This window comes from Pseudoalteromonas sp. DY56-GL22 (genome assembly GCF_041414715.1).
Classification (GTDB): Bacteria; Pseudomonadota; Gammaproteobacteria; order Enterobacterales; family Alteromonadaceae; genus Pseudoalteromonas; species Pseudoalteromonas simplex.
In genome coordinates this window covers 573,422-599,259 of sequence record NZ_JANHZR010000002.1, presented here as the reverse complement: position 1 = coordinate 599,259, position 25,838 = coordinate 573,422, and the positions used below count along the sequence as shown (strand labels likewise).

Here is a 25,838-nt window from a genome sequence, read left to right as displayed (position 1 = left end):
GGTACGACCGAGTGGATTCGAACCACCGATTTTGGCGTGGGTCATAGAGAGCGGTAGTGCTCTAACCAACTGAGCTACAGATGTTTTAAATTTGGAACATTAAAAATTGGTACGACCGAGTGGATTCGAACCACTGATTTTGGCGTGGGTTATAGAGAGCGGTAGTGCTCTAACCAACTGAGTGAAACTTTTTAAATTAGTATATTTATTAATAGAAGTTGTAGGAATTACTAAGAAGCAATAAAGATATAATTGGTACGACCGAGTGGATTCGAACCACCGACCTCTACCATGTCAAGGTAGCGCTCTAACCAACTGAGCTACGGTCGTACTGAGATGTTAAAATCAAGATTGGTACAACCGAGTGGATTCGAACCACCGACCTTTGGACCGGGCCATTAAGAGTGGTAGTGCTCTTTCCTTTGGTTATACCTAAATCGTGGTACAACCGAGTGGATTCGAACCACCGACCCCTACCATGTCAAGGTAGTGCTCTAACCAACTGAGCTACGGTTGTATTTTGATTTAAAACTGTTGTTAGCGTGGCTAAACAACGGAGGCTAATATATAGCGACTGGTTGTGTGAATCAAGCAGCTTTAGCTATTTTTGTGCTAAGTGCTGGTTTTTTATTCATAACGGACTAATTTCGCACGTTCTGTAAAAACCTTGCCACCAAGCAACATGGCTTTTCGCAGAGTGCTTAAGACTTTGTAAAATTGCGTCATTACTTTCGCTATTTACAAACTGGGCCAATTCTGTGTCACGCCATATTTGCTGGTAAAGAGGTTGTAGAGTTTCTAATCGACCCACTAAGAATGATTGATAAGGCTGTAGTTGCTCTAAATAAAACTTTTTAAACACATTACTCAACGTTTGCGCTTTTTGTTTATTCTTGTTTGCAGGGCAGAGATCATCTTTTGAATACTTCATGAGCAGCGCTGTTAATTGTTGATTGTAATGTGTTTGCACACGAGCTGCAGAAATTAGTAGCTTGTTGTATTTAAAACGATTTAATACTTCGAGTTGGTTGATGATTTGCTCAGGCTCTATAGCGTTTATTTTGCCGGTATTAATTTGATTGTTTAACTTAGCAATTTGCTCCATCGCGCTCACGGTTTCGCTAAAACCTGCGGTGTTTTCATCAATGTGTGTCGAACTTAGCTGCCAGCTTTGCTTAAACTCGCTTTCATTGAGGAGCATAGCTTTAAAGTAGGTCGCAAGGTTTGCTTGCTTTTGTCCTGCGGTGAGTTTTATTTTTTCAACTAGCTCACCTTGCTCATCAAAGCTTTCTAAGCATTCATTTGCGCTTTGAATAAACTTAATTTGATAACTAAGAACATTAGCAGGCGTTGCTGTTTTGCCAAGCTGGTTATTGTGCTCAGCAATAAGGGTTGCAAGTTTACATGGACGTAACTGGGCAAGTTCAAGCATACCAATGGTTGCTTTATCTTCAGTATTTTCAGTAAAGTGGTTAACAGTTAGTGTACTTGGTTTAGATAGCTTAAAACTTTCGGTTTTAAGCACGTTTTCTAATCTTTGCGCGTAGGTGTGATTTACATCACCGGAAGAGGGCATGCAGGCAATAAGTGCCACGCACGCTGTTGCGATGATAGAGTTTAGAAGGCTATTGGTTTTGCAAAAAAGGTGCATGTTTAAATCGCCTATGAACAGTGAACATCAACATAATTGCTGCGGCACTTAACCCCACAATAATGCCTATCCAAAAGCCATGAGGGCCCATTGCTGGAACAATTAAATCTGTACGAGCAAGTACGAAGCCAAGCGCAAAGCCGATCAACCAATAGGATACAAAGGTGATATAGCCAATTGGTGCCGTGTATTTTAACCCACGCAAAATACCATTGGCAGAAACTTGCAGGGCATCTGGTAACTGGTAGATACAAGCAAGTACCATGATTGAAGAGGCAAGGGCTAATACTTCAGGGTTATCAGAATACAATTGGCTTATAATATCTCGGGCAAAAAAGGTCACACTTGCCAGCAGAAAAGCAATAATTGCCGCGAGAATATAACTTGTTTTAACGGCATTTTTTAACTGCTGATAATGTTGTTGGCCAAATAAATTGCCTATTCGAATGCTAATCGCAATTGAGAGGCTCAACGGCATCATAAACAATAAAGTCGTCACACTGGCTGCAATTTGGTGACCGGCAACAGCAACAGCACCTAAGTGCGCTATAAACAAAGGAATACAGGCAAATAGCGTAACTTCAAAAAAAGTAGCTAATGAAATTGGAATACCCACTTTGGTGATAGTCCATAAAGTCGCGAGCTTTGGGGCTCTAAAATTTGCTAATAATGCTTTGGCATCAATCTTTCTATTAAAGTGACAATAAATAACCTGAGTTAACGCCATTGCTGTAAATACCAGTGCCGTGGCAATACCACAGCCCGCGCCACCGTAGGCTTGAAAACCTAATTTACCGTGTATAAATACGTAATTGGCAGGAATATTGACCGCTAAGCCAATTAAGCTAATGTAGAAAGCAGGTTTGGTCATTCCCATACCTTCAGTGATATTGCGGTACACACTGAAAAGTAAAAAACCAAAAATACCCCATTTTACAAAATGAATGTATTGCTCAGCTAAATGGGTAATAGACTGTGAGGTGTCTAATTGACTAAGCACTGTATCAGCAAGGCTTGCCAGCCCTAAACCGATTATGGCAAGTACTAACGCCAGATACAGACCTTGTTGAAAGTAGTGGCTAATACCTTGTTTATCGTTTGAACCAGCAAACTGCGCTATGATACCCGTTAACGCCAATAATATGCCTTGCAGTGCAAGCATTAACGGATTCCAAATACCCGTTGCAATAGAAAGTGCTGCCAAGTCTGTTGCACTTACTTGGCCTGCCATCACGGTATCTACAACCGTCATTAAAATAAGGGTTACCTGTGCCAAAAAAACAGGAATGGCTAACGAAATTAACCTTTTGGCTTCCCAACTACAAAAAGACATAAAATACACAACTAAATAAACAGACAGCCATTGTAATCTATTCATAGATCAATAAAAATCGCAGTTATCTATTTAATGAAGAAAAGAGAAAGCGATGTTCACTGGAATTGTGCAAACGCAAGCCGTTGTGGTTGATGCTACTAACCAAGGCGGTGTACTAAGGCTAGCTTTACAAGTAGAACAGCAATACGCTGAAAACTTGAATATCGGCGCTAGCATAGCCATTAATGGTTGTTGTTTAACCGTGGTGAAGTTTGCATCAGACACTCAAGGGTGCTGTGTTATAAATTTTGATGTGATTGATGAAACATTGAAGTTAACCAACCTAGGTAAGCTGGCTGTCAATGATACGGTGAATTTTGAACGTTCAGTGACTTTTGGGACTGAACTGGGCGGGCATATCGTATCGGGCCACATTCATTGTATGGCCGAGATACTTTCAATTAAACACCATCAAGACAACTGTAAAATGCAATTAGCATTAGCAAAAGAGTGGCAAAAATACGTGCTGTGCAAAGGGTTTGTCAGCGTTAACGGGGCAAGCCTCACTGTAGGTGAAGTTGATGAGCAGGGCTTTTGGTTGCACTTAATCCCAGAAACACTCTCAATTACCAATCTCGATAACTACCGCGAAGGGGATAAGTTAAATATCGAAGTCGATCAGCAAACTTATACCATTATCAACACGGTCGAAAATTATCTCTCGCAAGAAGGGCATATAAAACGAGCAAATTAAAAAATTTGCTCGTCGTCACTATCGACATGTAATTCGAGTTTGTTGTGTGCGTAATCGATATGCATATTCAAATGGATGGGATTGCAACATGCTGCGCAATCTTCATAGTAATCTTGGTCACCGTCACTTGCATCAAGTGCTACGTGAATGTGGTGGCCACAGTGAGGGCATGAAATCCGTTGTGTGTATTGGTCTTTCATCAGCTTTTACCTTAATCAGGCATGCCTGAGTTCGTTAAATTGCAATCTTCATTAAACCCTAACTCATCAAAAATGAATCTAGATTTAATTAGATTGATATAACTCACTAACCGAATTTATTTAAGCGTAGTGCTACCAATTCGGTTAGCATCTTTATTAATACGCTTTATAAGCTAAATATAGCTGTGTTTAGCGGTTTGTGACATTCCTTTTACAGTGATTTTTAGCTTATTTCAGGAGCTGATCAATTTGTTGTTTTGCTTCAGTAAGATAGTGCCCTGCAAAGATATTGGCATTATTGAGCATAGGGTATAGTTGGTAGATGGCTCTACGTTGCTCGTAGCCTACCTGCAATGGGTAGATATCGTTATAGGCGTCATAAAAGCTATCGGGAAGTGGTGCATAAAGCTCACTCATTGCGATATCGCATTCCCGATCACCATAATAACAAGCAGGGTCAAACACACTGGGCACATTATTATAAAAGCCCATATTTCGACGCCAAAAGTCACCGTGTAATAACGAAGGCTCTACAATATGGCTATGCAGTGCGTCTTTAACAAAAGCGATGAAGGTGTCTTGATTAACAAGCTCAATGCCTTTTTCTTGTAATAACTGCAATTGCCAGCCAATGCGTTCTTCAGCAAAAAATACATCCCATTTTTTGTGCCAACGATTAGGTTGTAGAGTGGGGCCAAGGAAGTTGTCGTTATCTAAGCCGAACATAGCTTGGGTATGCTTTTGGTGTAAATGGGCAAGGTGTTCTCCCATTTCATGCCAATTGGTATGGGGCTGTTTATCAAGTTCTAACCATTCAAGCACGATAAATGAAAACTCAATATTGCAACCTGTGGTGATGCAATCTGGGATCATAAATAAGCTTTCTTGAGTTAACAGCTCTAGATTAAAGGCTTCGCACTCTAGGCGCTCCAGATCACTTAAGTGAGCGACTTTCACAAAGAAGTGGTGTAAATCATCGCCAATTTGGAAGTATTTATCGTTATTGGGTGATTGTAATTGGCGCTTAAAGGTATGCTTAAAATCAAAATGCATCGCTTGGCTAATCTGTTCATTCACCGAATTCCACATAATTTTGTTCACCTTTTAACCATATAATTAAACTATGGCAAAAAGACGATGAATTAACAAACCCATAGCGTTAATATTGTTAAAGTTTATCGAAGTATTTATGAGGGGTCAGATGAATAAAAGTCTCATTACTAACTTAGTGGCACTTGCCTTAGTATTAGTCGGATTTTTATTTGAACAAGCAATTGTGCTTTCTGTTGGTTTATTTGCGTTATCGGGCGCAGTAACAAACTGGCTTGCTATTCACATGCTATTCGAAAAAGTACCATTTTTATACGGCTCTGGTGTTATAACATTAAAGTTTGCGTCTTTTAAGGTGGCGATTCGTAACTTGGTAATGACCGAGTTCTTCGCTGAAGAAAAAATCGATCAGGTCATGGCGCTCGCTAAACCGAATATTGATTTAGAGCCTGTGATCAGTGAAGTTAATTTAAGTCCGGCTTATGACTCTTTAATTGAGGTTATTGAAAACTCTCAATTTGGTGGCATGCTGTCGATGTTTGGTGGACGTGATGCGCTCGAGCCAATGCGCGAACCTTTCATTGAAAAAATGAAAGCAGCGGTGATTGATATTTCGAAGAGCGACGAATTTAAAACCATTCTTGATGAAAAGCTATTTGCAAAATCTCACCTTGGTGGCTCATTACACAGTACAGTTGAGCGTTTAGTTGATGAACGATTGAATGAGCTTACACCAACCATGGTAAAAGATATTATTCAAACCATGATCAAAGAACATTTAGGTTGGTTAGTAATTTGGGGTGGGGTGTTTGGCGGCTTATTTGGCCTGATAGCTGCGCTAGTCTAATGAAGAAGGAATTTGTAGCAGGCCTTCAAAGACCTGCTACTGTGTATTCATCATTATTTTGAGCCTGCAATTACAATCACAGTGTCATCAGATACGTTAGCGATATCTTGAATACTGGTTTTTGTTGCTATGTCAAAATTTAAGTATTTCGCAGAGTTATGCAACCCATAAGTGCTAACAAACTTATTAGTTGGCATATCATTGCAAAATAGTTTTTCTGTCATTACTCGTTTACTTAAGCGTAAATCGCGCATAGTTCCGATTACATTGAGTGGCTTATTTGATGCAATAGCCATACACGCTTGAGTGCCAACTGAGTTATCTGCTGCGACAAATTGGGCTGCACTTGCATCAGTTGCTGCTAGTGAAGAACCTAAAATTATTGCTGTACCTAGTGCTGTAGTTAACGTATTCATCTTTCTCTCCAGTTGTTGTCTATAACGTAACATTTGTGCGACCTGGCTATTATGGATACTGCACACTTCCTGTTTGCTGGGCACATTTAAAGTATTACGCTAAACAAAAACAATTGCTGTTAATGAAAATCGACAAGATGTAAGTAAGTATGTAGATGTGAACAAACAAAACTAACCGCTTGATAAGTGCTATTTTAAAGTGTGAATGTTGACACAATTAGCCTTAAAATTTTTTAATTAATTTTTAAAAATCCTGTATTAGCTCGTATTTAAGACTTGATATTTACGTGGCTGTTACATTTAAGTATTAACTCTAGCTTTTCTTTAAAAGGCTAATCAGAGTATAAGGAGCATCAGTGACCACAAAATTAGCAGGCTATTATCAACAAGCCTATGCATCTGAATCAAAACACTTTAATCAATGTTTTTATTGTGGTTGTGAAGCAACTGAGCGAGATTTTTGTCCGCCACTGCATATGCTGCAAAGCATTATAGATTTAGGCGAAGAGGCCGAATTTATATCAATTCCAGCATGTTATGAGTGCTTTGCATTACTGCATAACGAACGAGTGCTAACTATTGATGGGCGAGTGACAAAGCTAAAAAAGAAACTTTCTGCAAAATATGCAAAAGCGCTGAGAATTTATCACATGTGGCATGAAAGTGAACTTCACGATATGAGTGATGAGTTTGTGCACAGTATTAAAGCAGGCATGAAGTTAGGTGCAGAGGCGGCAGAGCGATTAGCATTTCAAGGTTATAGTTATGCAACTGAAGATGCCAGTGTCACTATTCGCGAGAAACGTGCCGAATTTGATGTGCAAGGCAAAGTCTTTTATGACTTTAAAGACGCGCTTAATTACTGCATTAATGATTTACAAGTCGACAGAACAGAATTCTATAAGCTGGTGGTCGAAGATTATAATGGTGATTTTAACCGTGCATTGAGTCAATACCGCCATCGACACGAAAAAATAACCGCAGCTAACGATGCAGATTCACTGATTAAAAGTTTTGCCAAGCAGCACAAGCAAAACTCAGACTTTGTAACTCGAACTGTGAAACATTTTATCAACAAAGATCCGAGCTTAACTACCGAAGGTGCGTTAGAGCAGTTATATAACAACTACATAAAGAAATAGTGCTCTGTGAGGCTGGTTATTCGTCTTGAATATTGGTGACTGGCCTCGTTTACTCGCATTAGAATTAACAATTAGTTAAAGTAATTAAATAATAAAAAAGAGGAACGTAAGAATGCAAAAATTTGCACCATCCTTGTTGGTTATGGCGCTTGGTGTCGCGTTAGCGGGTTGTCAAGACAATGGCCCACAAGATCCAAAAGTCTCAATTAACAAAAACCCATACCCAAGCACTTATCAGCCACTTGCATCACAAAGTACGTTAATCACTAATGCCACTGTTTTAACCGGCACAGGTGAGCGTTTAGATAACGCAGATGTATTCTTTGTTGATGGCAAAGTACAACAAGTAGGTAAAGACCTTTCTGTACAAGCTGATAAAACAATTGATGCAGAAGGTAAATGGGTAACACCGGGTATTATTGACGTGCATTCACATTTAGGTGCATACCCAACTCCATCAGTGGCATCACACCAAGATGGTAATGAAATGACCAGCCCTGTGACTGCAGAAGTATGGGTTGAGCATTCAGTATGGCCACAAGATCCTGGCTTTAACCGTGCTCGTGAAGGCGGTATTACGTCATTACAAATTCTACCTGGTTCAGCAAACTTAATTGGTGGCCGCGGTGTAACGCTTAAAAACATTCCCTCGCACACGATGCAAGGTATGAAGTTTCCTGAAGCACCATATGGTTTAAAAATGGCATGTGGTGAAAACCCGAAACGTGTTTATGGCCGCAAAGGTGTTTTACCATCAACGCGTATGGGTAACATGGCGGGCTATCGCACAGCGTGGATTGAAGCGACTGAGTACAAACGTGAATGGGATAAGTACGAAAGTGATTATGCCGCAGGTAAAAACCCTGCAGCACCTCACCGCGACATCAAGCTAGATACGCTAGCAGGTGTGTTAGAAGGTGACATATTAATCCATAACCACTGTTATAAAGCAGAAGAAATGGCCATGATGATCGACCTCGGTAAAGAGTTTGGTTATCACTCAGGTACTTTCCATCACGGTGTTGAAGCATACAAAATTGCTGACTTACTTGCTGAAAACGGTAACTGTGCGGCACTTTGGCCAGATTGGTGGGGCTTTAAAATGGAAGCCTACGACATGGTTCAAGAGAACGTAGCAATTGTAGATGCTGTTAAAAATTCATGTGCCGTTGTTCACTCTGATTCTGATACAACGATTCAACGCTTAAATCAAGAAGCCGGTAAAGTGATGTATCGCGCGAATGATGTGGGTTACGACATCTCTGAGCAACACGCAATTAAGTGGATCACTTCAAACGCGGCTAAATCGCTAGGTATTGATGATAAAACAGGTTCACTTGAAGCAGGTAAGCAAGCTGATGTGGTTATTTGGAACCAAAACCCATTCAGTGTTTATGCGAAAGCTGAACAAGTATTTATCGATGGTGCCAAAGTTTATGATCGTAACGATGATAAATACCAAGCACAAAGTGATTTCATGCTAGGTCAAAAATAGGAGTAACATTGATGACAAAATTAACTAAATCATTAAAGCTGTCACTTGTTGCTGCTGGCTTATTTTCTGCGACAGCAAGTGCTGCATCGGTAGCGATTGTCAATGCAACACTACACACTTCAACAGAGCAAGGCGTACTTGAAGGCGCAAGCGTTGTTATTGAAGATGGCAAAATTGTTGCAATTAACCCAGCGACTGTCAACGCGGATACAACCATTGATGCAAAAGGCCAAATCGTGACTGCAGGCTTTATTGGTACTATGAACCAATTAGGCTTAGTGGAAGTGGGTGCTGTTGCAGGGTCGCGCGATGGTGGTGACGACAAAGCAGGCATTGACTTTGATCCAAGCCTTGCATTCAACCCACGCAGTAGCTTAATTCCTTATGCACGCAAGGGCGGTATTACTCAAGATGTGATTGTACCAAACGGTGGTGACAGTATCTTTGCGGGTCTTGCATCTGTAGTTGATCTATCAGGTAGCTTTGAAAGCGTAAATAAAAAGCAAGTTGCACTTGTTGTTCATTTAGGTGAAAAGAGTAAAGGCTCACGTGCTATGTCGATGAAAACTCTTATCGACAAGCTTGAAGGCGAAAAGTCAGCTAAAAAAGATGACAAAAAAGAGCCATCAACAGAGCAAAAAGTTATAGCTGCTGTGCTTTCGGGTGATATGCCGCTGATTGCCAGTGTTCAACGCGCATCAGACATCTATGAACTTGTTAAGTTAAAAGAAAGCTATGGCATCAATTTAGTGATTCATGGCGGTGATGATGCTGTTGTGGTTGCTGATACATTAGCTAAAGCGGATGTACCTGTGATCATCAGCTCTATGGCTAACTTACCGGGTAGCTTTGACTCTATGCATGCAAATCTTGCTAACGCAGGTAAGCTTGAAAAAGCTGGTGTAAAAGTCATTATTGGTGTTGCTGGTGACTCAAGCCACAATGTATACCAATTACGTTTTGATGCAGGTAATGCTGTGTCATACGGTATGAGCCAACAAGGTGCACTTAGCGCAGTTACCAGCAATATTGCTGATGTTTTTGGTTTAAACTCAGGCGCAATTGCCAAAGGTAAACGTGCAAACCTAGTTATGTGGTCTGCTGATCCATTTGAGCTTAACTCACACGTAAGGAAAATGTGGATCAACGGTGAAGAGGTTTCAACCGAAGCGCGTCAAGACAAACTACGCGACCGTTATACAACTGATTCAGCGATGCCACGCGCTTATACTAAATAAGTGCTCAACATATAAAAAGGCCGCAAATTTGCGGCCTTTTTAATACATATTTTCAAACTAAAAGCTAAAAAATTAGATTGCTTAGTTTATAAAGGCTAAGGCCAAATATAAGCAGTATTACTGGCACAATTACAAGGTTAAGTAAAAGCGAATTAGTGTATCCTTTCATCACCGATTTTTGATTCACTAACCAAACAAGGTAACAGGTAACAATTGGAAGTAATAATCCATTGGCAGCTTGCGCAAAGATGATAACCGCAACCGGATCAAGCCCAAGCGATGCGACCAGTGCACCGAAAACAAGGATAGTGATAGCAACCAGTTTAAAACGTGTATCACTCATTTGTGTTGACCAACCAAGCATGCCGCAAACAGCGTAAGCACCCGCAAGCGGTGCAGTTATTGCGCTTGTAAGTCCAGCTGCACATAAACCGATAGCAAAAAAATAATGAGCCATACCACCTAGAAGGGGCTCAAGTTGCACAGCCATATTGGCCGCTGAAATTTTACCTGCATCGGTACCATAAAATGCCACAGAGGCTGTTGATAAGATAGCTAACGTGATTATGCCACCTAAAGTTATCGAAATACCGGTATCAAGGTTTGTTTCTTTGATTACTTTGTCGATATTTTTTGAACTATCGTGTTTTTCTGCAAGTACCCCAGAGTGTAAAAACAGGTTGTAGGGCACAATGGTTGTGCCTATCAAGGCAAGTACCGTGGTAATTGAATTATCAGGTAAGCTAGGTATAAATCCTTTTAGCACTTCACCAAGTGGCGGAGCCGCCATCACCAGCGTTGAAATAAACACTAAGCTCATCAACACCACTAAAACAATTAACGCCCCCTCAATGACTTTATGTTTGCCAGTATACAAAAGTACTGCACTTAGAATCGCAATAAGGGGAGTCCAGAGTAGTGGACTCACTGAAGGGAGTATTTCTTGCAGTCCTAAACTGGCACCAGTCAGATTGCCTGCTTCATAGGCTGCACTGCCAATACCAATTGCACTGATCACTAATATGGCAGCCAGGGCTTTAAAAATCGGTGTTTGAATGGTGGTTCTGAGTGCAGATGCTAAATCAAGTCCTGTAGCAACACCAAGACGAGCAGCCATTGATTGCAACAAAATAGTCGCTACAACTGAGAACAATAACGTCCAAATAAGAGCAAAGCCAAAATTAGCACCTGCAACACTTGCCGTGGTGATGGTACCTGGTCCAATAAAAGCTGCGGTGACTAGCAGTCCGGGCCCTAAACGCATAATAAAACCTTTTATTATTATTTTTATACATTAACTATTAGCAAAACAGCTAATGTTTTAGAAAACAGACCATATAGAGTATAGACAGACTTAGTATGGGTAAAGTAAAACAGGTGAATCGCTTAAAGTTAGCGAGTTGAACTTAGACCAATCCACACTGTAATTTTTATATACAGTACGTAGTAATGGCACAGTACGCATAACGAAATTAAAGTAAATGCACCTAAAATCAATGGTTTGCTTTAAGTTTTGGCTTGGTAGGTATCTTGCAAAGTGTATATGCTTTTAACTAAAGGAAATGAAAATGCCTGAACTTACTCTTTCAGCATATGCGGCCGTGTATGTTTATCTGATTATGCTGACAATTCAGTGGGTGGTTGCCGCTGTCACTAAAGCCAAACAGCCCAATGCGGTGCCTGGTAAACTCGATAATTCATTAAGCCACGATAGCTTTGTATTTCGTTCACATCGCACATTTATGAATACCTTAGAAAATAGCCCGTTATTTTTAGGTAGCGTATTTCTGGGGTTCTTTTTAAACTTGAACAGTAGTGCATTTGCACTGTGTATTTGGTTGTATGTGATAGCCAGGATCATTCATATGCTGCTGTATTATGGTGTAGCAACTGAGAAGAATCCAAGCCCACGCAGCTATTTCTTTTTAATCGCTGCTTTGGCAAATAGTGTGATGCTTGTTTTAATTGGTTTACGTTTGATTTAAACAGCATTGCTAACATATATAAAAGGCATTGAATGAATGCTCATACAATGCCTTTTTTAATACTGAAAACCTAGCTACTCAACGCCAATAAAGCCACCTGTTTGGTGTGACCATAGGGCAGCATAGATACCATCTTGGGCAATTAGTTGCTCGTGAGAGCCTTGTTCAACCACGCCACCTTCATCAAGCACAATGAGTCTATCCATTTGCGCAATAGTTGATAGGCGGTGCGCAATGGCAATAACTGTTTTGCCGGTCATTAAATCGTCTAGGCTAGTTTGAATTGCGGCTTCTACTTCAGAATCAAGGGCACTGGTTGCCTCATCTAAGATTAGAATTGGTGCATCTTTTAGAAGGACTCGTGCAATAGCAATACGTTGACGTTGACCACCAGAAAGCTTCACACCGCGTTCACCAACTTGTGCGGCAAAGCCTTTATTGCCTTTGCTGTCTTCTAAGTCTTCGATGAACTCAATTGCTTCTGCTTGCTTTGCGGCTGCAAGCATTTCATCTTCAGTAGCATCGGGTCTGCCATAAAGAATGTTATCTTTTACTGAGCGGTGTAACAGCGAGGTATCTTGCGTCACCATCGCAATGTGCTTACGTAAGCTTTCTTGGCTTACCTCAGCGATGTTTTGACCATCGATAGAAATCGTACCTGAGTCAACATCATAAAAGCGCAGTAACAAATTCACTAAGGTAGATTTACCTGCACCAGAGCGACCTACTAAACCTATTTTCTCACCCGGTTTAATATCTAAATTTAAGCCATTGATAACAGGGCCGCGGAGGGTCTCGTTGGCAGCTTTACCATAGTTAAATTGCACATTCTCAAAGCTTATCGACCCTTCATTAACAGTAAGAGTGCTTGCGTTTTCTTTATCATCCACTTCAATCGGCGTTGATAGGGTTTTCATACCATCAGCAACAGTACCAATGTTTTCAAATAGACTACTGATCTCCCACATGATCCACTGTGCCATACCGTTTAGTCTCAGTGATAAACTCACCGCAATGGCGATAGCTCCAACACTGATGGCGCTAATTGACCATAGATATAAAGAGAGGGCAGCAATACTAAATACCAATAAGTAATTTAGCGTGTTGATAGAGAAGTTTAGGCTAGTAACTAAGCGCATTTGCTTATATACCGGTTGTAAAAACACATCCATACTATCTTTTGCATATTGTTCTTCTCGCTGTGTGTACGAGAACAATTTGATAGTAGAAATGTTAGTGTAGCTATCAACTACACGTCCGGTCATTTCTGAGCGCGCATCCGCTTGTGAGCTTGCTACCTTCTTGAGCTTAGGTACAAAATACATTTGAATAGCGGCGTACAAAACCAGCCAAACCAATAATGGCAACATTAAACGCCAGTCAGATTCTGCGACCAAAAACACCATGGCGCCAAAATAGACCACGATATACATTAGTACATCGAGCAGTTTCATCACCGATTCACGAACAGCTAATGAGGTTTGCATCACTTTAGTTGCAATACGGCCGGCAAATTCGTTTTGATAAAAACTAACACTCTGACGAAGCAAATAACGGTGCGCTAACCAACGGATAGACATAGGATAGTTGCCAAGCAGCGCTTGATGTAAAACCGCTGAGTGAAAGAACACGACAATAGGTAACACCACCAGCAACATAACCGCCATTTTTGTAAGCTCAGCCTGCTGTTCTACAAACAAGGTATCTGGGGTGTATTGACCAAGCCAATCGACAAGCTGGCCCATGTAACTAAATAGCGATACTTCTAAAATAGCGAGTGCAGCGGCGCTTAACGACATCAGCAGCAATGAAAGCTCCATGCCACGAGTATAGTGACGGCAAAAAGCAAATAAGCTATTAGGTGGCTGAGAGGGTTGCTCTTTAGGAAACGGATTAGTCATCCGTTCAAATAAACGATACATAGACGACGCTTTTTAAAAATCAAAGTGGCCTTACTATACCATTTGAGTGGTTTTTTAGCAGTTCATTTAATTTAAAAACTAAGATTAAAATCTATCAACTATTCAGTTATTTACATCTAGTGTGAGAAATGAAAATATAATAAGAAAAAGGAATTAATGATGAAAAAGTTGCTTTGTACGCTGTCCCTCGTTTTTAGCTTACCGCTTTGTGCCTACCAAACCGACACCCACATATTTAAGGGCAAAAAAACCAGCATCGAAAAACCCGTAACGGTGACATTACCTGATGGCTATCAGGACTCAAAAAAATACAATGTTATCTATGTATTACATGGCTACAGTGGCAATCACAGCGATTGGACTAAGCTTACAAACATAGAAAAACTGGCAGACCAATATGATGTCATCATTGTTAACCCAGATGGCAACTTCGGTTCGTGGTATCTCGATTCTGATATCGACAAAAGCTCGCAATACGAAACCTACATTGCAGACGATTTACTAAATTATATCGATTCTGAATATTCGACTAATCGGTCTAAAAGTGGCCGTGCAATAACAGGCTTATCAATGGGTGGCTTTGGTGCCTTGCACATTGCAATAAATCACCCAGAACAGTTTGCAGCAGTTTCAGGGATATCTGCTGGGGTTGATGTTAGGCCCTTTAGTGCAGAGTTTGACCTTGAAAAAGTACTCGGCAGTTATGCTGAAAACAAAGAAAAATGGGATAGCATTGCCATTATTAACAACCTCCATAAAATTGCTGCTGGCAATACGGCATGGAAAAAGGGCGCTGATACCTTACCTATTATGCTTGATATAGGCGTTGATGACTTTTTTATTGAGCAAAACCGAGCGCTACACCAGGCGATGTTAAAAATGCGCATCCGCCATGACTATGTTGAGCGACCGGGTATTCATGACTGGCACTATTGGAATAAAGTGATTGCCTACCAATTTTTATTTTTAACCTCACATATGGCGCCATAAAAGATGCTTCAACGTATTCTGGTGTTAATTGCTATCGGCTTTTTCGCTTTTATTGGTTGGGTTATTTATCTTGCCAATACTGGGCAAAAGTCGGTGTTTTTCGAACTCGTTGCGGCCATTCCTTACGGTGATAAGTTGGGGCATTTTTGCTTATTTGGACTACTTACGTTATTCATAAACCTTGCCTTTAAGTTTAAAACATTGAACCTTGCTGGACGGCCTATTTATTTAGCTGTGTTGATTGTGAGTACGTTTGTGATTTTAGAAGAGCTAAGCCAATTTTTTATTGAATCGAGAACATTAGACTTTGTTGATTTAATTGCAGATTTTACTGGTATCGCAATATTTAGTGCCATATCTGCATGGCTTAGCAAAAAGTTATATCCACCCAAGGTCTAAACTTTCAGTGACTTGTTAGGTTTCGTCTATACTCAGTATAGTGCTAGCCTAAAAGTTGCGTATGAACAAAAATACCTCAGATTATTTGTCAGATATTATTGAGCTATTACTTGATGCTGTTTGCGTAGTAGATGTAAAAGGCACCTTGCTGTTTACTAATCCAGCCTTTGAAACAATTTTCGGATACGCACCAGAAGAAGCCATCAATAGAAAAATGTTGGACTTTGTTTATCCCGAAGATAGAGCAAAAACCATTAATGCTATCAATCAGATAATGACAGATAATCTACATCCAAGGTTTGTAAATCGGTGGGTGAAAAAAGACGGTACTGTGGTCCATGTCTTGTGGTCTGTCTATTGGTCAAAAGAAAAGCAAGTTAGAGTAGCGATTGCTCATGATATAACAGAACAGAAAAAGCTTGAGCAAAAACTCATATTCATGGCTGGGCACGATCCACTCACTAATCTCCCTAATCGTAGCTTTTTAATTACCCAACTAGAAGGGTCACTATCCACTGCTAATACTATTTCTGCAATTATTGCGGTATTGTTTATCGATATTGATGGCTTCAAGCAAGTCAATGATATTCACGGCCACAGTGCTGGCGACAAGCTATTAAAAACTATTGCCATGCGAATTCGCCATGTATTGGATAAAGACGACATAGTTGGCCGTTTGGGAGGGGATGAGTTTGTAATTGTTGTAAAAAGTGTAAAACGCAAAGCTGATGTAAAAAAAATTGCTGATAAACTAAGTCGTGAAATATGTAAGCCTTTAGTTTTTAATGATGATGAACTGTGTTATTCCCCAAGTATTGGTGCAGTTCTCTTTCCAGAGCATTATGGTGATGCAGAATTCTTAATACAGTGTGCAGATAAAGCTATGTACAAAGCTAAGTATGAAGGGGGTAATCGCTTGGTGTTTTATAACGAGGGAATAAAGTTATCAGGCACTAAAAATATTAAATAGTATTAATAGCTTTATCGGAAAAATGTTTTAACCTATTAATTTGTTTTCTAACGCATTACTATTGCGCGAAATGAAATATTAGTTAGCCTTTAATGATTCATTGAAGGAGTGAAACTATGTTAAAGCGTAAAATAACAACAACGGGTGCTTTGTTTAGCTCATCGCTGTTATTGGTCTCGGCAGCTCATGCCACAACACCTCAATATAAAGATCAACAAGCTTTGCATGATATTGCAAGTGCTGTTTCTAAAACACGTATAGAGCAAGATATTCAAACGCTGGTTGATTTTGGCACTCGCCATACTCTCTCTGAGACGAAATCAGATACGCGCGGTATTGGTGCTGCAAGACGTTGGATCAAGTCTGAATTTGAGGCGATTTCTAAAGCTTGCGGTAACTGCCTAGAAATCATCGAGGTAAAAGACACTATCTCCGGTGAAAAGCGTATTCCAAACCCGGTTGACGTGGTCAATATTGTGGCTATACAGCGTGGTCAAGTTGATGCAAACCGTATGGTTATGATGTCGGGTGATATTGACTCGAGAGTGTCTGATGTTATGGACTATACCTCAGATGCGCCAGGGGCTAACGATAATGCATCTGGAGTGGCTGGCGTGCTTGAATCGGCGCGAGTTTTATCAAAGTATAAATTTAACGGCTCAATTGTTTACGCAGCATTATCTGGTGAAGAGCAAGGCTTGTTTGGCGGTAAAATCTTAGCTAAATATGCACAAGAGCATGATTGGCGTGTTCATGGTGTTTTAAACAATGACATGATTGGTAATTCAACGGGCATTAATGGTGTAACAGATAACACAACTGCACGTATTTTCTCTGAAGGCACACGCGTTATTGAAACGAAAGACCAGGCTCATAAACGCCGTTTTACGGGTGGTGAGGTTGACTCAGCAAGTCGTAACCTTGCGCGCTACATAGATACAATCGCAGATCGTTACATCGAGAATCTAGATACCATGTTGGTATATCGACTCGATCGGTTTGGTCGAGGAGGGCACCATCGTCCATTTAACGATGTTGGCTTTGCAGCTGTGCGTATTATGGAGACAAACGAAAACTATAATCAACAGCATCAAGACTTACGTACTGAAAATGGTATTACTTATGGTGACACCATCGACCATGTTGATTTTGCCTATGCGGCGAAATTAACGTCACTCAATGCAGTGACAATGGCTTCAATGGCGTGGGCTCCAGCGCCGCCAACGGGTGTTAGTATTTCAGGTGCCGTAAAGCCGAGTACAACATTAGCGTGGCATAAAAGTGATGATCCAACGGTGGTCAGTTATAAAATCTATTGGCGTTATACCAGTGAGCCACAATGGCAGTTTAGCCGCGATGTTGGGAAGGTAACCGAAGCAACCCTTAAAAATGTTGTTATCGATAACTACTATTTTGGTGTTGCGGCTGTAAACAAAGACGGTATTGAATCACCGGTTGTATTTCCTGGCGATGTTGGCGCGTTCGAATGGCCAGACAAATCTGCTAAATAGCAATCGTTAAGTCATAGCGGACACCACCCAGTTCGCTATGAGCTGCTGTAATACGCCAGTTATGGGCTTCGACAATTTGTTTTACTATCGCAAGCCCAATTCCTGAACCTGACTGTTTCACTGTTTTTAAGTCAGGCACTCTATAAAGATGGTCAAAAATCTTTGCTAAACTCTCGTCGCTGACGCCAGGAGCTGAATCTTCATAGCAGATTAAAAGCTGTGTTTGGTTTTGGCTAATCGTCAAATTAATCTTACCAGGGTGATTTGTGTACTTAAGCGAATTACTGATTAAGTTTGCAAATAACTGTGAAAGCCGTGTTGCATCGCACTCAAAACTTAGTTCATCAGCAACATTTTGTGTAAATGTCACTTCAAATTTTTCAAGCTGGATCAGCATATCTGCGTGTAAGCTTTGGAAATACTCAGCCGCATTAACTGTTGTTACGTTGAGCTGAAAACTGCTTTGTTCTAAAAGTGAAATTTTATTTAAATCAGTCACTAAAGTTGCCATGTCGGTGATTTTTTGGTTAAGTTTTTCGTAAGTAAGCTCATTAAATTGGGTTAGGCCTGCTTGGAGCGTTTCAAGGTGTAAGCGCAACCCTGTTAATGGACCACTTAGTTCGTGAGCTACTTGTGATAATAACTTACTACGTTGACTGATTTGTTTATCCAGATAATTTCGGCGCTGTTCAATAAGCTGTTTTCTCTGTCTTATTCTTAATAAAGCAATGCCCATTGCAGCTAAAAGCAGGCTAAATAATAAGACGCTGTATAAAATAGCTTGACGTTGTGCGGCAATAGCTTGGCTTTTTTCATTGTCTTGAAGTTTTAAATCTTGTATTGCTAAATCGCGGTCGCGCATTGCAATGGAGTTTTGTAGCTCAGCTAAACGCTGGTTGTAGTTGTTACGGGCAAAGCCTTTTTCAAGCTCTGTAATAGCACGTTGATACGACAGGGCTTGTTTATAATCAGCTTGTTTTTCTGTCACAGTTATCAAATGTTCTAGGGCAATGATTTGTTTTTGCAGCTTATTTTTTTGTTTACTTAACTGGTAGGCTTGCTCAGCATAATGTTTAGCTTGTTCGTGCTCAGTAGAGCCAATGTACAGCTTAGCTAATGTAAGTAATACATCTATATATAAGTGATCGTCTTGCTTGAGTTCAATGAGCACTTGTTTTTCAATGCTTAATGCTTGGTCAGGTTTATCTATTTCGAGCAAATTTATCGCAATATTATGGTTTGCCCAGGCAGTATTTCGCGTACTGTTATAACTAGCGAAGACCTGCTTAGCCTCTTGTGCGTATGCAAGTGCTGCAGGGTAGTTTTTAAGTCCATATTCGCATTGGGATAGCTTAACTAAACTATGTCCGATATCAGATAGTGAACCCGTTTGCCTATCAAAACTAAGGGCTGTAATAAACTCGCTCTTTGCTTTTTCGTATTGTTCTAAATCTAAATAACTTTGGGCAATTGAATAACTTATACCTGCTTGTAATGAAATAGACGGCGACATTTGCTGAATAACTTCACGGCGTTTTAGCTTATATTCTAGGGCAAGGGTTAACCGGTCTAACTGTTCAAGATTACGCGAATAACCATGGTAGAGCATTTCTTTTTGCTTTAAGGATAATTCTCGATTGTTGTCGTGAATATAAACCTCAAGCAAGTTTAAGGCTGCTTGATATTCACCTGCATTATGATAAGCACTGACAAGGCTCGCAACGGCATCAATTTCGTAATCGGTGAGTTGCAAACGCTGAAACAGCGCGACATTTTGTTGAGATAAGTGAATTGCAGATTCTAGTTTATTTGCACTATATGCCAATCGAGCTTTGACTAAATACAATTCGCTATAAATAGAGGAGTCACTTTTATATTTTGGAGAAGACTCAAGTTCTTCTACTATATTTTGCGCCTGTTGAAACTGACCTAGGTGTATATGAACGTGAATTAATCTAACATTAAAGCTTAATTGCTCAGCAAAACTGGCAGATTCAATAAGGCGTTTATCTATATTTGTTAAATATTTATAGCGTTCTTGGTAATCGCTTATTGTTCTAGCTTCATCAATGTGGCCTTGTAGAGTTGACGCAATTGATGCAAATGACAAGGTACACAGCAGAATAACAAGAGCTTTAAAGTTCATTTTTAACATTTATTATTATTTTTTCTGAAGCAATTCTAGCACATCATGCTTTTGTGTTGAGTAAATTTGTTTTTTGTGATTAAAAAGAATTGCATTTTGCGATATAGATGGTTGCATCTTGCAAAAAGGATCTGCAAAAAACATTTAAAACCTTATTTTTTAATGAGTTATATTTTGGAACAATTGCTGCTTTAAATAATTACATAACCACAGGAGAGTGTAATTATGAAAAGCAAAATACCCGTCTGTCTTTTATCTGTGCTTGCCACTAGTTATGTAAGCGCAGCTCCGTTTGAAGAATGCCCAAGTAAAGCATTTCTAATACAAGGTACACCTGCACAAATGTTTGGAATTGATTTGGTCTCTGCTAAAGCGACAGTATTAGCACCGTCATTAAACTTTAGTGACGAAACAAACAATGAAAGCGTAAATGCTGTGGGTTTTAACTATAAAGACCAATATATGTATGGCTTTAGTAAGCAAAGCCCGAAGAGTGTTGTCAAAATTGGTGATGATTATCAACTAGAACGACTCGTGGTTAACGGTCTGCCTGATACTAACTTCTATGTGGGTGACATCCATGTAAATAGTGAAACTAATCAGGCGGTATATTATTTGTATCATCCCAAATTCGGATTGTACGGTATTGATTTGACAGAGCCTGCTGATGAATATCAAGCTGATTTAGTTGCGGGTTCAGCTAGCTGGGGGTTAGCTATTTATGATTTTGCTTTTCATCCTAATAGCAACCTTTTGTATGCAGTTGAATCAAATGGCGACTTATACGAAATAGATCTTAATAATCAGACACCCACATTTGTGGCGAACTTAGATATAGCTGGTGATACCGGAGCGAATGGTGCTGGGTATTTTGATGTAAAAGGACAGTTTTATTTTAGTAATAACCGAAGCGGTAAAATACACAAAGTAGACCTTAGCATCAGCCCTGTAAACGGTTACACGCCAACTGCTGCGGTGTTTACTTTAGGGCCTACATCAAATCAAAATGATGGTGCACGCTGCGCAATTGCTGAGGTAAAGGTAACGGATAATTCAATCGATTTTGGTGATGCACCAGCTCCTTATCAAACCTCACTCGAAGACAGTGGCGCAAGACATTTATTTGACCCAAATGCAGATCAAACTAATTTGGTTTACTTAGGTGCTACAGTAGATGGCGAGAATATTAATACACGTTCAGACTTACTTTTAACACCTGATGATCAATCAGATGACGGCGTTAAGTTCGTCACTGATTTGGTAGCAGGCAATACCAGTCAAATTATTGTTACCTCTGCAAATGACGAGACATATCTATACGCATGGTTTGATTGGGATCAGAATTACCAATTTGATGCGGATGAAATTACGGTGTCTAAATATCGGTTAAACCAAGGCGATAATAGCATTTTGGTTAATGTTCCTGATGATGCCGTTATGGGATCAACCTGGTCTCGCTTTCGTGTAACTGATGGTAGTGAAACCAACCCAATTACAGCAAGTGGTGGTGTTATTGGTGGGGAGGTAGAAGATTACTCTGTAACAACATTGGGAAGCCTAGTTTACCCAGGAGAAAATAGCTGGGTAACACTTGCATTTGAGGATAAATGGCCATTTTCTGGAGATTATGACTTCAATGATTTAGTTATAAACTATCGAACTACAATTATAGATCAAAATGGTGTGGCTACAGGTTACAAAATAGAAGGTGAGCTAGTTGGGATAGGTGCTGATTTTCATAATGGCTTTGCAGTTAGGTTATATGAGACTGTGGAAGGTTCAAATGATAAACGCATTTTACGTAGCCAAATTAATGCTGAAAAAACTAGTTTACTGATTAATGGTCTTGAACAAACGCACGAGATCTTAGAGCAAAATACTGAAGATGCTATTTTCGTGATTATGCCTGATACTTGGGATTACATTGATAAACAGTCTAATTGTAATTATTTTAGAACCGAGACGGGTTGTGATAGCAATAGTAAAGTCACGTTTTCATTGTTTATTGATTTATTACCAGGTACAGCGACCGCTGATGCACCTAAGTACACATTAGATCCTTTCATATTTGCAGCTGATGGACACTATCATGGTGAAGCCTTGGTTGGTAAAGACCCTAGAAGCTGGGAGGTTCACCTTAAGAATCAGCAGCCGACAGAAAAATTTGATATGCAACTATTTTCTTTCGCAGAGTCTGATGATGCATCTGACAGTGCGCAGGGTTTTTACTTCCAAACCGAAACAGGTCTACCTTGGGCAATTGAAGTAGGTACTTCGTGGGCTCACCCTAAAGAAGGGGTAGATATTACCCATGCATACAGCGACTTTAAAGCATTTGCAGAATCAAAAGGGCAAGAAAAGCCAATGTGGTTCAACAATGCTAAGCCTGCTAACGTGATTTCAAGAGGAGAATAATTATGAAACATTATACTTTAGTGATCATAAGCTTAATGTTAGCTGCGTGTGGTGGCGGTGGTGAAGGCGACTCTGCAACTGAAAGTACTGGAACAAATGTAACGCAAGCACCTACAACAGATACAACGCCACCTGAGACAACACCTCCTGCTACTGGCGTGGATCCTGAGACGATGAATGACTTAACGATTGCTCCTGAGTTTAATTTAAGTAGTAAATTAGAGCTCGATGTAGATGTAGATTTGAATATTGGTGACACCAGAGCCTTTTTAAACATATGTCTTAAAGGCGACGACGATAAAGCCGATTATAACCAGTGTTTGCTTCGTGCACCATTGGTACAGAGCAAGCTGTCATCTAGTTTAATGTTAGCTAACAGTGGATTAGAGCTGGTGGCCGAGGTGTGGTTTTATGACACTCAGAGTGAGCCTTTACGTTATTATTGGAAAAATGATAGTGAGCAGCCAATGGTGTTTACGATTAGGTAAGAGTGATCGATTCTTTACGTAAATGAGTTTAATTTGTAAGAATCTTATTTTCAACAGCTTGAAGAGGAATGAGTGATGGAATACATAGAGCAAGTGTTAAAATCAGTAAAGAGTTCTAATCCAAATGAAACGGAGTTTTATCAAGCTGTTGAAGAGGTTCTGTCTTCGATTAATCAATATCTCGAGATTAATGATAAGTATCAAAAAAACTCTATTGTTGAACGATTAGTAGAGCCAGAAAGGCAAGTCATATTTAGGGTTCCTTGGCTTGATGATCTTGGAAATGTTCAGGTTAATCGTGGTTTTAGAATTGAATTTAGTTCATCGTTAGGTCCTTTTAAGGGCGGCTTACGATTTCACCCCAGCGTTAACCAAAGTGTGGTTAAATTTTTGGGCTTTGAGCAAGTCTTAAAAAATGCATTGACAGGTTTACCGTTAGGTGGTGGTAAAGGTGGTGCTGATTTCAACCCCAAAGGCAAAAGCGACCATGAAATTATGCGTTTTTGTCAGTCATACATGACTGAGCTTTTCCGTCATATTGGTGCTAATACAGATGTTCCCGCCGGTGATATTGGCGTTGGGGCGAGAGAAATTGGTTATTTGTTTGGGCAGTACAAGCGGATCACAAACCAATTTAGTGGCGTTTTAACAGGAAAACCTGAATCATTAAATGGCTCTTCTTTAAGAACAGAAGCAACAGGATACGGCGTTGCTTACTTTCTAAGTGCTATGTTAGATGCGAAAGGCGACTCTTTAACAGGAAAACGGTGCTTAGTGTCTGGTGCTGGTAATGTTGCACTTTATCTGATGAAAAAGCTTGATGAGTACGATGCTGTGATTCTTAGCTGTAGCGATTCGAAGGGCACGCTATATAGTAAGAATGGGCTTGACGTAAAATTAGTGATGCATCTAAAAAGTGAACGTGGTGCTGAGCTTAGAGATTATTTGAATGAACATAAAGATGCTGAGTTCACACCTGTCAATCAATACCCAAGTGACGGTCATCAAGTTTGGCGATATGAAGCAGACATTGCTTTGCCATGTGCGACTCAAAATGAAATTACTAAAGATGATGCTAAAGCTCTTGTAGAAAACAGATGTTTAACTGTGTGCGAAGGTGCGAATATGCCAACTACACCTGAAGCAATGAAGATTTTCAAAGAGCACAACGTTTACTTAGGGCCAAGCAAAGCCGCAAATGCTGGAGGTGTGGCGACGAGCCAATTCGAAATGGCTCAAAATGCCAGTATGCAAAAGTGGCAATCTGAGCAAGTTGATGAAAAACTTCAGCAAGTTATGAAATCCATTTTTAATACTATTTCAGTTACTGCCAAGCAGTACTCTAATGAACACGACTTGGTGCTTGGTGCGAATATAGCGGGGTTTGAACGAGTTGCAGATGCAATGTTAAAGCAAGGTGTTGTTTAGTGATTTGACAATATAATTAGACACCCACTTTTTTCTAAGAATATAAAATGTAATTAAAGAGACATATTTTTTACATAAACAATAAAGACACCCATTTTATTTATTGATATGAGTGCAGTATCGCATAATTGAGATTTATCTCGGCTAGATGAAAGTAGGGAGTTGGTACTTAATTATTGCTCTGTCTGAAAAATTAGCTATTTAATTTATAACATAAGTAATTTCAGAACGTCGATATTTCTATTTATATCAATAGCTATTTATTAGTATTGTTTTGTAGTTTTAATAGATTAACAAAACAAAGCTTTGCTATTAGTTATTGAGCTTCTTCGTTTTCGTTTCATGTGATTCGTATAATCGTTGATGGCTTGTTCTTTACCCGCTGTATTTTTAAATGAGCGGGTAAAGGAAGTGGTGAGTGTAAGCCAGTTGTCAGTACAAATATCTAGTCTTTCAAGTATTGGTAATGCATCTTCAGGGATTTTCCCTGGTTTATCTTCTCGTATTGAGCGACCAGTCCAATCAACGAGTTGCAGGTATGTTTTGAGCTCATATGGTAGTCCCTTAGGCATATGCTTACGTGGTTTACCTGCAAAGCGCATAAGTGATTTCGGTTGCTTATTATTTTGAGCTGCATTAATTCTAGATTTAATACTGGTGTAGTCAGATTGCTCAGGTAAATCAGCCGCTTTCGCTCTTATAGGGTTTAGGTCAACATACGCAAGACAAGCTGCAAGAGCTGCTTCATCAAGTAATGCTTGTGACTTAAAGCGACCTTCCCAAAAACGACCTTTACAGTCATCTTCTTGATTCGCTTTTCGTGCAATACCCTCATTAAGAACACGCATAAACCAACTAATGCTGCTGAGCCTCTCACGATATAAATTTACTCTGGTATTAACTGAAGCGAGTTCGGCTTGTGTTAGCAATTCACCATTTAAAAATCGTTGGCATAGGAATGTAATTTTAAATAACTTGTGCCACCTAATCAGAATAGCCTTGTTATTTAGACGCTTAGCTTTTGCAATATCGATATGAAGAACGAGATGAGTGTGGTTACTCATAACAGCGTAAGCACAAACATCAATACAAAATATACGACCAAGTTGAAGTAGTTTGTTTTCAACCCAATCGCGCCGGTGTTCATATGAGCGACCAGTTAGTGGGTCTTGCCCGCACAAATAAGCGCGACGAACGCAGCGTGAAATGCAGTGATAATAAGGTGTGTTTGAAACGCTAATTAAGTTTCTACGTGGGGTTGCCATGCTCTTCTCCTCCATGAGTTGAACACTATAAGCTTAGCTGTAATTCCAAAAATTGAGAAATATTAAGTTGGATGTCTACATAAATTTAGTCTTTATATATGAAGCTCGGTTAACTCTTCAAATTTAAAATGGGTGTCTAAATATATATCTGAATAAAAAAGCTCAGCGGTGCTGAGCTTGCTTTAAATTAGGGCGTACTTTGCAAGTTAAT

Annotated in this window: 22 protein-coding genes and 2 tRNA genes; 13 read left to right on the top strand and 11 right to left on the bottom strand. The window is 39.8% G+C overall.

The annotated features are described in order from the left end of the window. Positions 1–253: 253 nt before the first annotated feature. The 4 genes from NO991_RS06670 to NO991_RS06655 form a co-directional block, all read right to left on the bottom strand. Positions 254–330 (bottom strand) — tRNA-Val (locus NO991_RS06670). Positions 331–440: 110 nt separating this feature from the next. Further along, positions 441–517, bottom strand: a tRNA-Val gene (locus NO991_RS06665). A gap of 114 nt (positions 518–631) precedes the next feature. Continuing rightward, on the bottom strand, positions 632–1,651 hold the full coding sequence (locus tag NO991_RS06660) for a DUF3080 family protein (protein ID WP_371351818.1): 1,020 nt from the start codon (positions 1,649–1,651) through the stop codon (positions 632–634). After that, on the bottom strand, positions 1,626–2,984 hold the full coding sequence (locus tag NO991_RS06655; RefSeq protein ID WP_371351920.1) for an MATE family efflux transporter: 1,359 nt from the start codon (positions 2,982–2,984) through the stop codon (positions 1,626–1,628). Before NO991_RS06655 ends, NO991_RS06660 begins: the two co-directional genes overlap by 26 nt. Positions 2,985–3,078: 94 nt before the next feature. On the opposite strand from NO991_RS06655, the gene NO991_RS06650 reads away from it, so the two are divergent. Continuing rightward, entirely contained in the window at positions 3,079–3,720 is a 642-nt protein-coding gene (locus NO991_RS06650; protein ID WP_371351817.1) for a riboflavin synthase subunit alpha, read from the top strand. Here NO991_RS06650 and NO991_RS06645 read toward each other — a convergent pair. Together NO991_RS06645 and NO991_RS06640 are read right to left on the bottom strand one after the other, a co-directional pair. After that, positions 3,717–3,920 (bottom strand): CPXCG motif-containing cysteine-rich protein, encoded by a 204-nt coding sequence (locus tag NO991_RS06645; protein WP_054561385.1) that lies wholly within the window; start codon positions 3,918–3,920, stop codon positions 3,717–3,719. The two genes, NO991_RS06650 and NO991_RS06645, sit on opposite strands and share 4 nt — an antisense overlap. Before the next feature lie 228 nt (positions 3,921–4,148). After that, the gene (locus NO991_RS06640; protein ID WP_054554735.1) at positions 4,149–5,009 is read right to left on the bottom strand and encodes a fructosamine kinase family protein; all 861 of its coding nucleotides are present in this window, start codon (positions 5,007–5,009) and stop codon (positions 4,149–4,151) included. 112 nt (positions 5,010–5,121) lie between these two features. Here NO991_RS06640 and NO991_RS06635 point away from each other — a divergent pair, with 112 nt between their 5' ends. Continuing rightward, on the top strand, positions 5,122–5,817 hold the full coding sequence (locus tag NO991_RS06635) for a DUF445 domain-containing protein (RefSeq protein ID WP_138601847.1): 696 nt from the start codon (positions 5,122–5,124) through the stop codon (positions 5,815–5,817). A gap of 53 nt (positions 5,818–5,870) precedes the next feature. On the opposite strand, the gene NO991_RS06630 is transcribed toward NO991_RS06635, so the two are convergent. Further along, positions 5,871–6,233, bottom strand: a complete 363-nt coding sequence (locus NO991_RS06630) for a DUF3718 domain-containing protein (RefSeq protein ID WP_054554737.1) — start codon at positions 6,231–6,233, stop codon at positions 5,871–5,873. A gap of 356 nt (positions 6,234–6,589) precedes the next feature. Between NO991_RS06630 and NO991_RS06625 the strand changes: the two genes are divergently transcribed. The 3 genes from NO991_RS06625 (at position 6,590) to NO991_RS06615 (ending at position 10,108) form a co-directional block, all read left to right on the top strand. Continuing rightward, on the top strand, positions 6,590–7,375 hold the full coding sequence (locus NO991_RS06625) for a hypothetical protein (RefSeq protein WP_138601849.1): 786 nt from the start codon (positions 6,590–6,592) through the stop codon (positions 7,373–7,375). A 112-nt stretch (positions 7,376–7,487) separates the two neighbouring features. Next, entirely contained in the window at positions 7,488–8,870 is a 1,383-nt protein-coding gene (locus tag NO991_RS06620; protein ID WP_187490683.1) for an amidohydrolase, read from the top strand. A gap of 11 nt (positions 8,871–8,881) precedes the next feature. Further along, positions 8,882–10,108, top strand: coding sequence for an amidohydrolase family protein (locus NO991_RS06615; protein ID WP_199528508.1), 1,227 nt, complete (start codon positions 8,882–8,884; stop codon positions 10,106–10,108). Between the two features lie 64 nt (positions 10,109–10,172). On the opposite strand, the gene NO991_RS06610 is transcribed toward NO991_RS06615, so the two are convergent. Then, positions 10,173–11,372 (bottom strand): Nramp family divalent metal transporter, encoded by a 1,200-nt coding sequence (locus tag NO991_RS06610; RefSeq protein ID WP_138601855.1) that lies wholly within the window; start codon positions 11,370–11,372, stop codon positions 10,173–10,175. A 304-nt stretch (positions 11,373–11,676) separates the two neighbouring features. On the opposite strand from NO991_RS06610, the gene NO991_RS06605 reads away from it, so the two are divergent. Beyond that, positions 11,677–12,093, top strand: a complete 417-nt coding sequence (locus tag NO991_RS06605) for an MAPEG family protein (RefSeq protein ID WP_054554742.1) — start codon at positions 11,677–11,679, stop codon at positions 12,091–12,093. Positions 12,094–12,167: 74 nt separating this feature from the next. Here NO991_RS06605 and NO991_RS06600 read toward each other — a convergent pair whose 3' ends face one another. After that, positions 12,168–14,015 (bottom strand): ABC transporter ATP-binding protein, encoded by a 1,848-nt coding sequence (locus NO991_RS06600; protein ID WP_194442259.1) that lies wholly within the window; start codon positions 14,013–14,015, stop codon positions 12,168–12,170. A 156-nt stretch (positions 14,016–14,171) separates the two neighbouring features. Between NO991_RS06600 and NO991_RS06595 the strand changes: the two genes are divergently transcribed. From NO991_RS06595 to NO991_RS06580, 4 genes are all read left to right on the top strand, one after another. Continuing rightward, complete coding sequence (locus NO991_RS06595; protein ID WP_371351816.1) at positions 14,172–15,005, top strand: alpha/beta hydrolase; 834 nt, start codon at positions 14,172–14,174, stop codon at positions 15,003–15,005. A 3-nt stretch (positions 15,006–15,008) separates the two neighbouring features. Then, positions 15,009–15,404, top strand: a complete 396-nt coding sequence (locus NO991_RS06590) for a VanZ family protein (RefSeq protein ID WP_054554745.1) — start codon at positions 15,009–15,011, stop codon at positions 15,402–15,404. Positions 15,405–15,465: 61 nt separating this feature from the next. Next, positions 15,466–16,374, top strand: a complete 909-nt coding sequence (locus tag NO991_RS06585) for a diguanylate cyclase domain-containing protein (RefSeq protein WP_371351815.1) — start codon at positions 15,466–15,468, stop codon at positions 16,372–16,374. Positions 16,375–16,490: 116 nt separating this feature from the next. Then, positions 16,491–17,885 carry a M28 family metallopeptidase gene (locus tag NO991_RS06580; RefSeq protein ID WP_235372949.1) on the top strand — a complete coding sequence of 465 codons (1,395 nt, stop codon included), beginning with the start codon at positions 16,491–16,493 and terminating at the stop codon, positions 17,883–17,885. Here the strand turns inward: NO991_RS06580 and NO991_RS06575 are convergent. Next, positions 17,878–20,031, bottom strand: coding sequence for an ATP-binding protein (locus tag NO991_RS06575; protein ID WP_235372950.1), 2,154 nt, complete (start codon positions 20,029–20,031; stop codon positions 17,878–17,880). The genes NO991_RS06580 and NO991_RS06575 overlap by 8 nt on opposite strands. 225 nt (positions 20,032–20,256) lie before the next feature. Here NO991_RS06575 and NO991_RS06570 point away from each other — a divergent pair, with 225 nt between their 5' ends. The 3 genes from NO991_RS06570 (at position 20,257) to gdhA (ending at position 24,362) form a co-directional block, all read left to right on the top strand. Next, positions 20,257–22,446: an LruC domain-containing protein gene (locus NO991_RS06570; RefSeq protein ID WP_371351814.1), complete on the top strand. Its 2,190-nt coding sequence runs from the start codon at positions 20,257–20,259 to the stop codon at positions 22,444–22,446. A 2-nt stretch (positions 22,447–22,448) separates the two neighbouring features. Continuing rightward, complete coding sequence (locus NO991_RS06565) at positions 22,449–22,934, top strand: hypothetical protein (protein WP_371351813.1); 486 nt, start codon at positions 22,449–22,451, stop codon at positions 22,932–22,934. Between the two features lie 75 nt (positions 22,935–23,009). Further along, entirely contained in the window at positions 23,010–24,362 is a 1,353-nt protein-coding gene (gdhA, locus tag NO991_RS06560; protein ID WP_187490690.1) for an NADP-specific glutamate dehydrogenase, read from the top strand. A 290-nt stretch (positions 24,363–24,652) separates the two neighbouring features. On the opposite strand, the gene NO991_RS06555 is transcribed toward gdhA, so the two are convergent. Further along, a complete protein-coding gene (locus NO991_RS06555) occupies positions 24,653–25,627 on the bottom strand; it encodes a transposase (RefSeq protein WP_371351812.1) in 975 nt (324 codons plus the stop codon). Positions 25,628–25,838: the final 211 nt, after the last annotated feature.